Annotated in this window: 17 protein-coding genes; 4 read left to right on the top strand and 13 right to left on the bottom strand. The window is 65.1% G+C overall.

All coding sequences use genetic code 11. The features are described from left to right. Positions 1-8: 8 nt before the first annotated feature. From miaB to ACMV8A_RS02700, 9 genes are all read right to left on the bottom strand, one after another. On the bottom strand, positions 9-1,346 hold the full coding sequence (miaB, locus tag ACMV8A_RS02740) for a tRNA (N6-isopentenyl adenosine(37)-C2)-methylthiotransferase MiaB (protein WP_495324197.1): 1,338 nt from the start codon (positions 1,344-1,346) through the stop codon (positions 9-11). Positions 1,347-1,413: 67 nt separating this feature from the next. Further along, entirely contained in the window at positions 1,414-2,349 is a 936-nt protein-coding gene (locus tag ACMV8A_RS02735; protein ID WP_495324196.1) for a tetratricopeptide repeat protein, read from the bottom strand. Next, positions 2,342-3,361 carry an MlaD family protein gene (locus ACMV8A_RS02730; RefSeq protein WP_495324195.1) on the bottom strand — a complete coding sequence of 340 codons (1,020 nt, stop codon included), beginning with the start codon at positions 3,359-3,361 and terminating at the stop codon, positions 2,342-2,344. The genes ACMV8A_RS02735 and ACMV8A_RS02730 overlap by 8 nt, the downstream gene beginning before the upstream one ends. Positions 3,362-3,417: 56 nt before the next feature. Next, entirely contained in the window at positions 3,418-4,188 is a 771-nt protein-coding gene (locus ACMV8A_RS02725; protein WP_495324194.1) for an ATP-binding cassette domain-containing protein, read from the bottom strand. Beyond that, on the bottom strand, positions 4,185-4,991 hold the full coding sequence (locus ACMV8A_RS02720) for an MlaE family ABC transporter permease (protein ID WP_495324193.1): 807 nt from the start codon (positions 4,989-4,991) through the stop codon (positions 4,185-4,187). Before ACMV8A_RS02720 ends, ACMV8A_RS02725 begins: the two co-directional genes overlap by 4 nt. Positions 4,992-5,102: 111 nt before the next feature. Beyond that, the gene (locus tag ACMV8A_RS02715; protein ID WP_495324192.1) at positions 5,103-5,885 is read right to left on the bottom strand and encodes a formylglycine-generating enzyme family protein; all 783 of its coding nucleotides are present in this window, start codon (positions 5,883-5,885) and stop codon (positions 5,103-5,105) included. Between the two features lie 126 nt (positions 5,886-6,011). Continuing rightward, the gene (locus ACMV8A_RS02710) at positions 6,012-7,208 is read right to left on the bottom strand and encodes an ammonium transporter (protein WP_495324191.1); all 1,197 of its coding nucleotides are present in this window, start codon (positions 7,206-7,208) and stop codon (positions 6,012-6,014) included. 173 nt (positions 7,209-7,381) lie between these two features. Then, positions 7,382-8,161, bottom strand: a complete 780-nt coding sequence (mazG, locus tag ACMV8A_RS02705; protein ID WP_495324190.1) for a nucleoside triphosphate pyrophosphohydrolase — start codon at positions 8,159-8,161, stop codon at positions 7,382-7,384. A 23-nt stretch (positions 8,162-8,184) separates the two neighbouring features. Further along, positions 8,185-9,228, bottom strand: a complete 1,044-nt coding sequence (locus tag ACMV8A_RS02700) for a thioredoxin family protein (RefSeq protein ID WP_495324189.1) — start codon at positions 9,226-9,228, stop codon at positions 8,185-8,187. A gap of 279 nt (positions 9,229-9,507) precedes the next feature. On the opposite strand from ACMV8A_RS02700, the gene rssA reads away from it, so the two are divergent. Continuing rightward, complete coding sequence (gene rssA, locus ACMV8A_RS02695) at positions 9,508-10,449, top strand: patatin-like phospholipase RssA (RefSeq protein ID WP_495324188.1); 942 nt, start codon at positions 9,508-9,510, stop codon at positions 10,447-10,449. A 3-nt stretch (positions 10,450-10,452) separates the two neighbouring features. Here rssA and ACMV8A_RS02690 read toward each other — a convergent pair whose 3' ends face one another. Further along, positions 10,453-10,671, bottom strand: coding sequence for a DUF2835 domain-containing protein (locus ACMV8A_RS02690; RefSeq protein WP_495324187.1), 219 nt, complete (start codon positions 10,669-10,671; stop codon positions 10,453-10,455). A 68-nt stretch (positions 10,672-10,739) separates the two neighbouring features. Between ACMV8A_RS02690 and ACMV8A_RS02685 the strand changes: the two genes are divergently transcribed. Then, positions 10,740-11,198, top strand: coding sequence for a DUF4124 domain-containing protein (locus ACMV8A_RS02685; protein WP_495324186.1), 459 nt, complete (start codon positions 10,740-10,742; stop codon positions 11,196-11,198). A gap of 2 nt (positions 11,199-11,200) precedes the next feature. Here the strand turns inward: ACMV8A_RS02685 and ACMV8A_RS02680 are convergent, their stop codons facing one another. Further along, positions 11,201-11,494 (bottom strand): segregation and condensation protein A, encoded by a 294-nt coding sequence (locus ACMV8A_RS02680; protein WP_495324185.1) that lies wholly within the window; start codon positions 11,492-11,494, stop codon positions 11,201-11,203. A 145-nt stretch (positions 11,495-11,639) separates the two neighbouring features. Here ACMV8A_RS02680 and ACMV8A_RS02675 point away from each other — a divergent pair, with 145 nt between their 5' ends. Next, positions 11,640-12,287 (top strand): HEAT repeat domain-containing protein, encoded by a 648-nt coding sequence (locus ACMV8A_RS02675; protein WP_495324184.1) that lies wholly within the window; start codon positions 11,640-11,642, stop codon positions 12,285-12,287. A gap of 52 nt (positions 12,288-12,339) precedes the next feature. On the opposite strand, the gene ACMV8A_RS02670 is transcribed toward ACMV8A_RS02675, so the two are convergent. Then, a complete protein-coding gene (locus ACMV8A_RS02670; RefSeq protein WP_495324183.1) occupies positions 12,340-12,780 on the bottom strand; it encodes a hypothetical protein in 441 nt (146 codons plus the stop codon). Between the two features lie 359 nt (positions 12,781-13,139). Next, positions 13,140-13,664 (bottom strand): TIGR00645 family protein, encoded by a 525-nt coding sequence (locus ACMV8A_RS02665; RefSeq protein WP_495324312.1) that lies wholly within the window; start codon positions 13,662-13,664, stop codon positions 13,140-13,142. Between the two features lie 170 nt (positions 13,665-13,834). Here ACMV8A_RS02665 and ACMV8A_RS02660 point away from each other — a divergent pair, with 170 nt between their 5' ends. Further along, positions 13,835-15,178: an NfeD family protein gene (locus tag ACMV8A_RS02660; protein ID WP_495324182.1), complete on the top strand. Its 1,344-nt coding sequence runs from the start codon at positions 13,835-13,837 to the stop codon at positions 15,176-15,178. Position 15,179 lies beyond the last annotated feature (1 nt).

Raw genomic sequence — 15,179 nt, 5'->3', positions numbered from 1 at the left:
TCTAGCCGTCACGCCGCCGCCGCGCGGACCAGTTCGCCGCGCAGGGAGTTGGGCAGGGCCTCGGTGATGCGCACGTAGGCAAACTGGCCGGCGAGGCCGGCATCGCCGGGGAAGTTCACCACCCGGTTGTTCTCGGTGCGGCCGGTCAGTTCCTGCGCATGCTTGCGCGACGGCCCCTCCACCAGCACGCGCTGCACCGTGCCGACCATCTGCCGGCTGATGCGCTGGGCGTTGGTGTTGATGAGCTGTTGCAGGCGCGCCAGGCGTTCCTTCTTTACTTCCAGCGGCACGTCGTCGGGCAGGTCCGCCGCCGGCGTGCCGGGACGCGGACTGTAGATGAAGCTGAAGCTGTGGTCGAAGCCGATCTCCTCCACCATACGCAGGGTGGCCTGGAAATCCTCTTCCGTCTCGCCGGGGAAGCCGACGATGAAATCGGAGGAGATGCAGATGTCGGGGCGCACCGCGCGCAGACGGCGGATGATGCTCTTGTATTCCAGCGTGGTGTGGCCGCGCTTCATCAGCGCCAGGACGCGATCGGAGCCGCTCTGCAGCGGCAGGTGCAGAAAGCTCACCAGCTTGGGCTCCTCGGCATAGGCCTGGATCAGCGAATCGCTCATCTCCACCGGATGGGACGTCGTGTAGCGGATGCGCTCGATGCCGTCGATGGCGGCGACGTAGTGGATCAGCAGGGCCAGATCGGCGAGGGTGCCATCGTGCATCGCACCGCGGTAGGCATTGACGTTCTGCCCCAGCAGGTTCACCTCGCGCACGCCCTGGGCGGCGAGACTAGCCACCTCGGCGATGACGTCGTCAAAGGGCCGGCTCACCTCGGCGCCGCGGGTATAGGGCACGATGCAGAAGGTGCAGAACTTGGAGCAGCCTTCCATCGCCGACACATAGGCCATCGGCCCCTCGGCACGCGGCTCGGGCAGACGGTCGAACTTCTCGATCTCGGGGAAGGACACGTCCACCAACGGGCGATGCTCCGCCCATACCTCTTTCAACATCGCCGGCAGGCGGTGCAGGGTCTGCGGGCCGAACACCAGGTCCACATAGGGCGCGCGCTGACGGATGGCATCACCCTCCTGGCTGGCGACGCAGCCGCCGACGCCGATCACCAGCTTGGGATTCTTCTCCTTCAGCGGCTTCCACACACCGAGCTGGGAGAACACCTTCTCCTGCGCCTTCTCGCGCACCGAGCAGGTATTGAGCAGCAACACATCGGCCTGTTCCGGCTCGTCCACCGGCACCAGGTCACACTCGGCGCGCAGGGCATCCACCAGACGCGCCGAGTCGTACTCGTTCATCTGGCAGCCAAAGGTCTTGATGTATACGGAACGTGTCATGGGCCGGGCCGGGAAAAAAGGGCGCTCATTTTATAACCAACCCGGCCCGGTGTCATTTATTGGGGTTTTACCGGGGCAGCACTTCGCGCTGTAACGCGCCCCAGTCGAGGCGGCCGTCGCCGGCGACGATCTCGGCCCAGCGGCGCTGGGCGGCGGCGCGCTGCGGGCGGTCCGTGGCGTCACTGATGGCGGCAAGGCGCTGCAGACCCACCGCCGTGTCGCGGCGGTCCAATAGCCACAGGCGAATGTGCAGGGCGCGTTGCAGGCGGTCTTCGGCCTCTGCCCAGCGCTGCTGCTCCATCAGCAGGGTGCCCCACGCCTCCAGCGTCGCAGCGGTGCCGGGACGGGAAGGTATGGCCTTGTAGAGTTCCAGCGCCTGCTGCAACAGGCCCTCGGCGCCGGAGTAGTCGCCGCCGCGGCGCGCCAGCTCGCCCTGGAAACGGTACAGACGGGCGGTGAAGGCCGGAACATCGTCACCGCGCAGCGCGGCGGCGTAGCGCTCCACCCAGGCAGCCACCCCGGCCTCGTCGCGGGCCAGTGCGGCATCGACCCGATTGGCCAGGGCGCTGCGGTAGATGGCGTCGCGCCGCGGCACCCCATCCAGCAATGGCGTCAACATGTCCACCGCTGCGTCATGCTGTCCCTGGCGCAGCGCGGCGGAGGAGTGCAGCAATTGCAACCGCGGGTTGCCCTCGCCACCGGCAAGCAGACGGGCCGCCTGCAGGTGGCGTTCGGCGGCCGCCGCATTGCCCACCGCCAGCGCGGTTTCGGCCAGGTTGATACGGCTGTGCAGCATGCCCTCCTGATGATCCAGCCCCTGGTAGTGAGCCAGCGCCTGGGTGAAATGATTGGCGGCCCCGGCGTAATCGTCGGCGCGGAAGGACTGCACGCCCATCGCCAGATAGCGCTCGCCCTGCACCAGCGCGGCGGGGCGTTGTTGCGGCGGGCTGACGCAGGCCGCGAGCAGCAAGGCCAAGGCGAGGAGCAGCAGGTGCCTAGTCATTGCCCGGCTGTGCCTCGATCACGGTATCGTCGCGGGCCGTCGGCACGGCGGAGGACAGCGGCCAGATGCGCTGCATGCCCTGCAGGGTGCGGTCGGTGGAGTCCATCAGCAGCTTCATGCGGCTGACCAGTTCCGGCAACTGCTGCAATTCGACGTTGACGGTACCCATGGCGGTGTTCATCTGATTGACCAGCTGTTTGGCCTCCACCACCAGCGCCGACAACTCACGCGTGGTGGTGCGGCCCTCATCGGTGATGGCGCCGGCATTGGCCAGCAGCGGCGCCATCTCGGCCAGGCGCTGATCGGCACTGCGCAGCACCGCCTCCAGATTGGCCAGCGAACCGGTGACGTGCTGCTCCACCTGCGGGCTGAATACCGCCTGACCGAAGGCGCCCTTGCCGGCGGCGATCTGCTCGCTGATCATGCGCATGCTCTCCAGAGTGCGCGCCATTTCGCGCGAGGTGGTGGTCACGTCGCCCGGCTCCACCGCCTGCACCAGGGTGGCGACGCCATCGACGATCTGCGCCACCTTCTCCATCACCGGTGCCAGATCGGCGATCAATTCGTCCAGCGACTTGGGCTCCTCGATATTCAGCGTGGCCCCTTCCGGCAGCAACGGCGCCGCCACCGAACCGGCGGAGATGTCGATCACCGCCTTGCCCAATACCGACAGCTTGGACAGCGAGGCACGCGAGTCGGAGCGCAACAGGTTCTGAAAGCGCTTGTAGACGAACAGTTCCAGATGCACGCGGTTGTCCGGCGCGATATCGATGGACGACACACGCCCCACCTCGATGCCGGAAATCTTCACAATGGACTCCGTGGTCACGCCCTGGGCATTCTTCAGGTAGGCGTGATAGGGAATGCGCTCCTCGAACAGGTGCGAGGTACGGCTGTTGATGAAGATCAGGCCGAAGATCACCGCCAGCGCCACCAGCACGAACACGCCCACCAGCCGCTCGCGCAGGCTGTAGCTCAGGTGATGGATATAGTGAACGCGTTGTTCGGCCATGATTACCTATATCAAAAATATCTGCTGCACCAGCGACACTGCCCGATACCGCTGCACTACATCGTGCCTGCGGTGGCGCCTTCCCATACCGCACAGGCGCGGCGCTCCATTGCTAGATAACGCTGCACTTCTTCCGCCGGGCTGGCCAGCAGCGCCGTCCAACTGTCGAACAGACCTATGCTGTGCCGGCCGACGAACAGCACGGCGTCGGCCTGGCACGCCAGCAGGGCATCGTTGGCTGCCACCAGCATCAACTCCAGCCGCGGCCGCACCTTGTCGATGAGGTAGTCGCGCAGCAGATCCGCCGCTGGCAGGTCCAGCCCCGCCAGCGGCTGTTCCAGCAGCAGCACACGCGGCTCCAGCATCAGGGAGCGGGCGATGAGCAGATGACGGCGCTGCAATTCGCTCATATAGGCCGGCAGCAGGGCGTGATCCGCATCATAGGCGATCTCGCCCAGCAGCGTCTGCGCCCGCCGCTCCACTTCACGCTCCGGGGCCAGGCGATGGTATAGCGCCGGCAGCATGACGTTGCGCAATCCGCTCATGATGGACAGCAGCGGCACGTCAGGAGTGACGAAGGCCACGCGGCGGCGCAACTGCTGCCAACGGTGCGCCCCCGTGCCCGCCAGCGGCCGCCCCAACAGTTGCAGCGTGCCGGCCGCCGGCGGCGCCAGCCCGGCCAGGGTGTGCAGCCAGGTACCCAGCCGCGTCCGACCCGGTCCGACCAGCACCACCAGCCCGCGCTCCAGGGCCAGGTCCAGCGCCGGCGCCTCCTCCAGCCCGGCGGGCACCAATCCCTCGGCACGCAACAGCACCTCGCCCGTCATAACAGCGCCACCGCCATCAAGCCGTCGAGCAGGAAGATCAGCACCAGGCTGTTGACGATGGCGCGCTGGGTTTCCTGCGGCACCTCGGTGGGCGAGATGTCGACGCGCAGGCCGTGATAGCAGGCGCTGCCGCCGATGATCAGGCCGAACATGAGATTCTTGATGATGAAGCCGACTAGGGCGACCGGGTCGAAGGCCAGCGGGATCGCCACCAGATATTTGAGGTGGCTGAACGAGACCAGCAGAGCGCTGAAGAACACGCCGCTCACCACGGCGATGACGGCGAAATACACCGCCAGGATCAGCTGCGACAGGCCCACGCCCACCAGGCGCGGGCTGATGAAGAAATCCTGCACATCGATGCCGAGCAGGGCCAGCCCCTCCACCTCGCGGTGCAGCTTCATATTGCCAAGGTCGACAGCAACGGCCGAACCGGTGCGGCCGATGACGATGATGGCGGTGAGCAGCGGCGCCAGTTCCAGCGCCACCACCTTGGTCAGCACGTTGATGACGTCGGCCTCGCTGCCCACCACCTGGATCAGCATGATGAGCTGGGCGGTGATGCCGGCGCCCACCGCCAGCCCGAGCAGGGTCACCGCCGGCAGGGCGTCGATACCCGTGAAGATCATCTGCGCGATGACGGCCTGGTAGCTGGCGCGGTTGAACAGGCCGCGGCGCCCGGTCCAGCCGCGCATGGCCTGCAGGATGAATACCGTCAGGTCCACCACATACAGCAGGGACTGGGTGGTGCGGCGGCCGATGGCGCCGGCCAGGGCGGTGGGCGTCAGACGACGTTTGAGCATCGGATTGAGAGCAAAGTGCGACCCGGGGTCGGTTCCGTACTATACCCATGCCCGGCGCAGAAACGGAACGGGCCGCGAGGCGGCCCGTTCCCCGCCCAGCGCGGTACGAACTCACGGCAGCGTCAGTGCCACGCGAAAGCCCAGGTTGTTGTTGAAGTTCACCGGCGTCAGCGAGGTCCGGTAGAAGGCGGTGAGATACTTGGGGAAGTTGAGCACCGAGCCGCCGCGAATGACGCGATAGCAGAAGCCCTCGCGCTCCTTGGCGAAATCCGCCGGCAGGGTATCCGTGTAATTGCTGCCATAGCAGTCGGCGGTCCACTCCCACACGTTGCCGTGCACGTCATGCAGGCCGAAGGCGTTGGGCGCCAGCTGCCCCACCGGCTTGGTCTCGCCGCCGGAATTGCCCTCATACCAGGCGTAACGCTTGAGTTGCGCCTTGTCCTCGCCGAAGGTATAGCTGGCACCGCTGCCGGCGCGGGCGGCGTATTCCCACTCGGCCTCGGAGGGCAGCCGGTACTGCTTGCCGGTGTGCGCACTGAGGCGCTTCAGATACTCCTGCACATCGCGCCAGGTGACCATCTCCACCGGGCGGTCCGGCCCCTTGAAGTGGGAGGGGTTGCTGCCCATCATCGCCTGCCACTGCGCCTGGGTCACCTCGTACTTGCCGATGGCATAGGGCCGCGCAATGGTGATGCCGGGACGTGGGCCATCCTCCGCGTCCTCGTAGTCCAGCGGGTCACCCACCGCCACACTGCCGGCCGGCACCACCACCATCTCCGGGCACTGGTCGCAGTCACGGAACCCCTGCCCCGGCGCCAGTTCACGTGCCTGGAGCGGCAGGGCCATCAGCAGCACCAGACCCGCCATCGCGGTAACACCGTGTATTTGCACCATCTTGCACCACTCCAGGGCAACGTATTGATGCCCAACTGTAATGCTCGGATGTTGATGCGTCAACGCGCCGCCCAAACAAAACGGGCCGCAGAGCGGCCCATTTTGTCATTGCGCAAAAATAGGAGATCAGCGGTCGTATTCCGGCTCCGCCATGATCCTGTGGATGGACAGGTCGGCGCCGCGGAACTCCTCTTCCTCCGACAGGCGGATGCCCATGCTGCGCTTCAGGGTGCCATACACCAGCAGGCCGCCGCCGAAGGCGACGACGATGCCGAGCGCGGTGCCGATGAGCTGGGAGATCAGGCTCACCCCCCCCATGCCGCCCAGGGCCTCCAGGCCGAAGATGCCGGCGGCGATACCGCCCCAGGCGCCACACAGACCGTGCAGCGGCCACACACCGAGCACGTCATCGATCTTCCAGCGGTTCTGCGCCAGGGTGAAGGTCCAAACGAACAGGGCGCCGGCGATGCCGCCGGTGATGAGTGCCCCCAGCGGGTGCATCAAGTCGGAACCGGCGCACACCGCCACCAGGCCGGCCAGCGGACCGTTGTGCACGAAGCCGGGGTCGTTCCTGCCGGCGAACAGGGCCGCCAGGGTGCCACCCACCATGGCCATCAGCGAGTTCACCGCCACCAGGCCGGAGATGCCCTCGATGGCCTGGGCCGACATCACGTTGAAGCCGAACCAGCCCACGGTGAGCACCCAGGCACCCAGGGCCAGGAACGGTATGCTGGAGGGCGGATGGGCATACACCTCGCCGTTCTTGCCGTAACGGCCCTTGCGGTGACCGAGCTGCAGCACCGCGGCGAGGCCGATCCAGCCGCCGACGGCGTGGACCACCACCGAACCGGCAAAATCGTGGAAACCGGCGCCGAAGCTGGCCTCCAGCCAGTCCTGCACGCCGTAGCGGGCGTTCCACACCAGCCCCTCGAAGAACGGGTACACCAGGGCCACCAGCACGAAGGTGGCAGCGAGTTGCGGCTGGAACTTGGCGCGCTCGGCGATGCCACCGGAGACGATGGCGGGGATGGCGGCGGCGAAGGTGAGCAGGAAGAAGAACTTCACCAGCTCATAACCGCTCTTGTCGGCCAGGGTCGGCGCGGCACTGTAGAAGCTGACGCCGTAGGCCACGGCATAGCCGATGAAAAAGTAGGCGATGGTGGAGACGGCGAAGTCGGAGATGATCTTCACCAGGGCATTGACCTGGTTCTTCTTGCGCACCGTGCCCACCTCCAGAAAGGCGAAGCCGGCGTGCATGGCGAGCACCATAATGGCGCCCAGGAGGACGAACAGGACATCGTTTGGTGCAGTGTTGGCTTCCATCTTGGCTCCTCGTAGCGGCAATCTGCCGCAAGGGAGAGCAAGAACCGCACCATTGTTGTGCCTTAGTGGAAAATCAACGGGTTAACACCGAGTACTCGCGGGCGGCGGGGGTATTGCGCACCAACATGGTGCCGACGCGTGGTGCAGCGAACCATATCGGGGCATGACCTGAATCAGCCCTCGCCCCGCTTCACCGCCTCCCACTGGGCATCCATCTCTTCCAGGGTTGCCTCGTGGAGCGGCTTGCCCAGGCCGGCCTCCACAGCGCGGAAACGGCGCTCGAACTTGAGGGTGGCCTCGCGCAGCGCCGCCTCGGCATCGACCTTGGCGTGGCGTGCCAGATTGACCACCGCGAACAACAGGTCGCCGATCTCCGCGGCCACCTTGTCCTGCGCGGCCCCAGCCTGCAACTCCGCCGCCACCTCGTCGATTTCCTCGCGCACCTTGGCCAGCGGCCCCTGGATATCAGGCCAGTCGAAACCGGCGCGGGCGGCGCGTTTCTGCATCTTTTCGGCACGCACCAGGGCCGGCAGCGCCACCGCCACGCCGTCGAGCACACTGTGAGATTCCTGCTGCGCCCTGGCGGCGCGCTCGGCGGCCTTCTGTGCCTCCCAGCGCGCGGTCTGCTCGGCGGCATCGGCCACCTGCACATCGGCGAACACATGGGGATGACGGCGCACCATCTTGTCGACGATGGCGCGCACCACGTCGTTGAAATCGAACTGCCCGGCCTCGCGCGCCATCTGCGCATGGAACACCACCTGGAACAACAGGTCGCCCAGCTCGTCGCGCAGTTCCGCCATGTCGTCCCGGGCGATGGCGTCGGCCACCTCGTAGGCCTCCTCCAGCGTATAGGGCGCGATGGTGGCGAAGGTCTGCTCGCGATCCCACGGGCAACCCTGCTGCGGGTCGCGCAGCCGCGCCATCACCTGAATCAACTCTTCGATGTTCATAACCGTGGCTGAGAAAACCCGTCTTATTGATCGGTGCGCGGCATCGGATTCTGCCGCCAGCGCTGGAACGACAGGCCGCGCTGGTGGGCGCCGCTCAACACGTAGTCGAGCACGCTGCGCAGACGGTAGAAGTTGACCACCGAGTCGACGCGGATGATCTCCCTGCCGCGCTCATCGAAGAAGATCAGCGTTGGCGTGTAGAACAGGCCCAGTTCATCGGCCCAGCGCCGCGCCGTGGTGCGGCGGCCGGCCGGCGTCACCACCAGGGTGTCCGACCACATATCCAGCTGCACCACATCGAGCATGGAAAACTGACCGACGATCACCTCGTTTTGCAGCGGCCCGCTGTGCAATACATCGCAGGCATGGCAATCGCCCTGCTCGAAGAACACCGCCAGCGGCCGCTGCCCGGCGATGCGGCTGCGATCCAGCACATAGGGCGGCGGCGTAAAGAACGGCTGGGCAGTCAGATCGTCCGGCTCGAAGCGCGGCGGCGGATCGGCCCGCTCCAGAAAATCGCGGAAGGTTTCCTTTTTGTAATGGCCGTCGGCGACGAACTCCAGCGCCGCGCGGAAGCGATAGGGCGGATAGTAGCCGCGCAGACGCAGAACCTCGTGGCCGCCGGCATCGAAGAACAGCAGGGTCGGCGTGAAGGTGGCCTGCTGCTGTTCGGAAAACTCCCGTTCGCTCAGTTGCCTGCCGGAAAAATCGGTGACGGTGCGATCGCCCCAGATGTCGGTGGCGACGAAGTCGAAGTGGGTGCGGGTGTAGGTGGCGATGTCGCTCTTGGCGAAATTCACCGTCATCAGCATCTTGCAGTAGGGACAATGCTTCTGGCCGAAATAGACGATGAGGCCACGTTTGCCGCCCTGGATGGCCTCCTGCAAATCCTCACGCATATTGAGGAAACTGAGTTTGAACCAGTCCGGATGCTCGAACGGCTCGTCCAGCGGCGCGTCGTCGAAAGACAAGGTATCGAAATCGTCTTCCGCCGCCGCGTACAGCGGCGCCGCGCCCGCCACGCAACATAGCAACATGAGAGTAAGAACGGCGGCGTATCGTTTCACGACCAACTCCGAAGGAAAGCCCGACTGCGATGTTACCCGAAAGCCCCACACCGGTGCACATTAAGGAAGGTCTGAATAAGTCCCTCCTGGACTTCTCAGCCCACGCGAATCGAAAAGTGTCATTTTCGATTCGCTTCATTTTCCAACGACTTATCGTCGTCGGAAAATGGCGGCACATCCCTGTGCCGCGGAAGCTCTGAACTTATTCAGAGCTTCCTTAACACCGACACGCCGTAGGGTTACACTGCGCAACAGAAAATCTCCACCGCAAGGAACACCATGACAGCCACCAGGATTGGTCTCGTACTCGGCAGCGGTTCGGCCCGCGGCTGGGCCCACATTGGCGTCATCCGCGCCCTGGCCGACGCCGGCATCAGACCGGACATCGTCTGCGGCAGCTCCATCGGCGCCCTGGTGGGCGCCGCCCACGCCAGCGGCAATCTGCAAGCGCTCGAGGAATGGGTGCGCGCACTCACCTTCTGGGACGTGGTGCGCCTGCTCGACATCAAGATGCAGGGCGGACTCATCGAGGGCGTCACCCTGATGGACTCGTTCCGCGACAAGATCCGTGACGTCAACATCGAACAGCTGAGCCTACCCTTCGCCGCCGTCGCCACCGACCTCGCCAACGGCCACGAGGTATGGTTGCAGCAGGGACCGCTGCTGCCGGCGGTGCGCGCCTCCATCGCCCTGCCCGGCCTGTTCTCCCCCACCCGCATCGACGAACGCTGGCTGGTGGACGGCGGACTGGTCAATCCGGTGCCCATCTCGCTGTGCCGCGCCATGGGTGCCGACGTCATCATCGCAGTCAATCTCAACAGCGACATCGTCGGCCGCCATCTGGCACCGAAGACGAAACGGAAAAAGGCCGCGCCGGCAGAAGAGAGCGGACGCCGCGACCTGTTCGACCAATTGCTGCAACAGCTCAACGGCGGTCTGCGCGAGCGTGCCCTCAATGCCTGGCGCCGCGAACGCGACGCTGACGGCGGGGCGCCACCCGGCCTGTTCGAGGTGCTAGCCAGCTCCATCAACATCATGCAGGACCGCATCACCAAGAGCCGCATGGCCGGCGATCCACCCGACGTGCTGCTGTCGCCACAACTGGGTCAGCTCGGCCTGCTGGAATTCGACCGCGCCAGCGAGGCCATCGGCGAGGGCATCGACTGCGTCAAACGCCAGTTGCCACAACTGCAACAGGCGCTGGAACGTTACCGCAAGTAGAGGTCAAACCCGCCGCAAGGCGACGAACTTGTGGTTGGCATCGAACTCCAGCTCGAACTCGCCGCGCACGCCGTCGTGGCTGACGAAGGGACGCAGACGCTCCGCCGGAAACTGCACCCGGCGGCCATCACGGCCGGTGGCGATGACGCTGCGCACGGCACCCTGGTAATAGCTCAGGTAGAGTTCGGGAGAAATGTCGAGACGGAAACGGATGGACGGCATAGCCTGATCCTGCACAGACATACTATGTTTTCAGTACATTGTATTGCGGAGATGAACCCATGCGTCTGGTGCGCAAACTGATCGCACTCCTGCTTCTGCTGGCCGTCGCCATAGTGGGGCTGTTTGCACTGCCCTTGCGCAACGGCCAACCGCTACTGACGCCAGACGACCTGCCACCCGCCCTGCGCACTGCGCTCCCCGCACGGCTGCAGCCAGCGGCAACACCGGCCGTCGTCACCATCTACCGCTGGCGCGATGCGCAGGGCGTCTGGCAATACGGCTCTTCCCCGCCGCCCGACGGCCGTCCCTATGAGTCACACAACGTCGATACCGCTGCCAACGCCGACCTGTTTCCGGCGGCGCCGTCAACGGGCAAACCCTCTGGCAACAGGACTATCACTGTGGAGCCGGCCCCATCTGCTCCAACCACGCCCTACTCCGCCGAGCGCGTGCAGAAGCTGTTCGACGATGCCCGCAGCCTGCGCGACCAGAGCCAGGAGCGACAGGCCGTGCAGGACCAACGGTAACCCTACTGCTCCTTCTTGCCGCGTCCGATCTGATGCAGCGGCACCACCACCTCGGCCTTGGGCTTGGCGTCGCCCGGCATCTGCGGCCGCATGTCCATGCGGCGACCGGCCTCGGCGGCCAGCTCCTGCTCGCGCGCGCTGATCAGCGACAGACACTGGCGCAGGTCTTCGATGGTGCGGTCGGACAACGGATGCTTCATGCCCGGCTGGGTGGCCGTATCCTTGATCACGCCGGTCAGCGTCATCTTCACCGCACGCAAAATCTGCTCTTCTTTGGATCGGGTTTCGTTGCTCATATATCTCTCCGGCGGGAAAATGGTCCGCGTCATTGCCCCGCAGTGTACTCCACAAGCGGCCCCTGTCCCAAAGTCTTATACTGCCGTCACACCGCGACTAACCCGCAATAATCACGCGCCTATCCGTCAAATCAGGAACACCGCCATGCCACCCACACCACCCGACGCCCTGCTGTTCATCGCCCCCGGCTGCCCCCATTGCCCGGTGGTTTTGCAGGGGCTGGGTGAACTGGTGAAGCAAGGCAGCATCGGCCGCCTGGAGGTCATCAACGTCGCCGTCCACCCGGAGATCGCCGCCCAACACGGCGTGCGTTCCGCCCCCTGGACCCGCCTCGGCCCCTTCGAGCTGGAGGGCGCACAAACGCCGCAGGAACTGCGCCGTTGGGCTGAACTCGCCGCCAGCGCCGATGGCATCACTACCTATCTGGAACAACTGCTGCGCGATGGTCAACTAAACCGCGCCGAGCAGCAACTCGCCCGCCATCCCGACTGGCTGGCGCGGCTGCTGCCGCTGCTCACCAAGGCGGACACGCCCATGCAGGTACGCATCGGCCTCGGCGCGTTGTTCGAGGGGCAAGCCGGCAGCGCTGAATTGCAGGCGCTGGTGCCGACGCTGGGGGAACTCAGCCGCAGCGGCGACCACAGCGTGCGGGCCGATGCGTGTCATTACCTGGGACTCAGCGGCAGTGCGCAGGCGGTGCCGTTCTTACAGGCGCGGCTGGAGGATGAGAGTGCCGAGGTAAGGGAGATCGCGGTGGAGTCGCTGGAGATGTTGGGGATGCAGGGTAGATAGGCAGAGCGCATCCACCCAGGACATGGTGAATGAATGCGCTCCGCACAGTCTCTTATGACGCCGTTGTGTTCTTGTTGGCCAAACGCTCGACGTTCAACGCAATCGACAGCATCAGGATCAAGCCCTCTTTAAGGAGAGACATGGGAATGACGGCGAAATATGTATAAATCAGCACCATGACACCGGTAGCAAGCCCCGCAAAGAAACCCGCTGAAAACATCACGCCAAACATCGAGAAGAATGCCACCACCACGCCGATAAACCACGACAAGAAGATGGCGCCATCCCAGGCATTCCGAAACCATTCGAAGACTGGGAACTCAGACGTGCTGGAGCCATTATCCTCTGTCTTGGCGGCCTGGCGCTTCTCCGCCAACCGTTGCGCCGTGCCTGTCCAGATGCTCCAAGGAATCGTAAAAAAGCGGAGAATCCAGACGATGAAGGCCTGAATCAAGGCAGGTACAATCTGTGCTTTTAATGTTGCTTGCGACATTGTGAACTCCTGTAGTGATTGTTGTTGTCTCCTGCACCCATGTCGTGCGCCTAGGACTATAGCAAACCTCCCCGCAGGCATACTACGGCGACATGTGGGGATACGGCGTATGGCAATCCAATCTACCGGTCCGGGGTATTTCCGCGCGGGGCGGTTCCCCGTAGAAAAATCAACGCGCGTCAGCGCACAACCCCGCAGGTGTTACCGATGGCCGTGGCCTAAATGGCGGTACGGTCGTGGAGCAAAGATACCCCCAACCTATCCCTCCCCATAAACGGGGAGGGAGTCGTTCGGGGCCGGGATACGATGGCGGGGTACGGAAAGGGAGAAAAGAATATCGTCCGACAGGACAACCGCGATCAGTGGCCCGCATCTCCCCCATGCGCGCCGCCCAGCCGATCCATCACCGCGAACAGCACGCCCGAGATCACCAGCACCACGTGGATCACCACCTTCCACGCAATGGCCTTGTCGTCCTCGGTCCAGGTCCAGGCGGCGGCGCTGCCGTCGCTGCTGACGCTGATGTGCACGAAGGCCTTGAGCAGTTCGATGGCGGAGATGGCGACGATGGAGGCGATCACCTTGGCCTTGAGGCCGGAGAAGTCCACCTTGCCCATCCACTCCGGGCGGTCTTCATGGCCGGCGGTATTGATTTTGGAGACGAAATTCTCGTAGCCGCTGAAGATGATGATCAGCAGCAGGTTGGCCACCAGCGACATATCCACCAGGGTGAGCAGGGCGAGGATGAAGTCGGCCTCGCTGTACTCGAAGACATGGGGCAGCAGGTGGAAGAACTCCTGGCCGAATTTCACCAGCAGCATGCCGATACCGATCACCAGGCCGAGGTAAAACGGCGCCAGCAGCCAGCGGCTGTTGAAGATCATCACTTCCACCGCATGTTCGACTTTCTTGTTCACAGCTCTATCTCCCTGTTGCGAGGCGGGCATTTTAGCCGCGCTGCCCCGGCGGCGAAACTCCCTTCTCTCGGCGCACTCGGTGGCGGGGCTCCGGTGCGACGTTTATGCTTGGGTAACCACTTCGCCGGATTTGCGCCATGTCCCGACTCCTGATCTGCCTGCTGTGTCCCCTGCTGCTGCTGGCCGCGCTGCCGGTCCCGGCCGCCGCGCCCCACGGCCTGCGCCTCGACGTGGAAGGCGCCATCGGCCCGGCCACGCTGGACTACGTGCAGCGCGCCCTGCACCGTGCCGCCGACGGGGGGGCGGAACTGGTGCTGCTGCGACTGGACACGCCCGGCGGACTGGACTCCTCCATGCGCGACATCATCAAGGCCATCCTCGCCTCGCCGGTGCCGGTGGTGTCCTATGTACACCCCAACGGCGCCCGCGCCGCCAGCGCCGGCACCTATATGCTCTACGCCAGCCATGTGGCGGCGATGACGCCGGCCACCAACCTGGGCGCGGCGACACCGGTGTCCATCGTCCCTGCCGGCGTCACCCCGCCCGCTCCCGGCGAGGACAAGGACAAAACGGACAAGGCGCCGGCCGGCGGCGCCATGGAGCGCAAGGTGGTGAACGACGCGGTGGCCTATATCCGCAGCCTGGCCAAGCTGCGCGGGCGCAACGCCGACTGGGCCGAAGAGGCGGTGCGCCAGGCCTCCAGCCTGGAGGCGGAAGAGGCGCTCAGGCTCCAGGTCATCGACATCGTCGCCAAAGACGTAGACGACCTGCTGACGCAACTGCACGGCCGCACGGTGCAACTGCCCGACGGTGCGCGCATGCTGAATACCCAGAACATCGTGCTGGAGACGGTGGCGCCGGACTGGCGCAATCAGTTGCTCGCCGCCATCACCAATCCCAACATCGCCTACATCCTGATGCTCATCGGCATCTACGGCCTGATCTTCGAGTTCGCCAATCCCGGTTCGATCCTGCCCGGCGTGGTGGGCGCCATCTGCCTGCTGGTGGCGCTGTTCGCCTTCCAGGTGTTGCCGGTCAACTACGCCGGCCTGGCCTTGATCCTGCTCGGCGTCGCCCTCATGGTGGCAGAAGCCTTCGTGCCCAGTTTCGGCGTGCTGGGGCTGGGCGGCGTGGTGGCCTTCGTCATCGGCTCGATCATGCTGTTCGACACCGAGATCCCCGGCCTCGCCATCGCCCGTCCGCTCATCGGCGCCTTCGCCCTGCTCTCCGCCGCCCTGTTCGTGCTGGTGCTGGGCATGGTGCTGAAGGCGCGCCGGCGGCCGGTGGTGAGCGGCGCCGAAGAGATGCTCGGCGCCCACGGCGAGGTAATCGACGAGGACGGCCGGGTGCGCGTGCACAGCGAATTGTGGCAGGCGCGCAGCGACACGCCGCTGCATGCGGGACAGAAGGTGCGCGTCACCGGACGCGAGGGGCTCACCCTGCGGGTGGAGCCGGAACGGGACACAGGCAAGGAGGGTTAGA

Source organism: Sulfurivermis sp., assembly GCF_059410345.1.
Note: the sequence above shows the minus strand (reverse complement) of the source record. Positions and strands in the feature narration are given on the sequence as shown.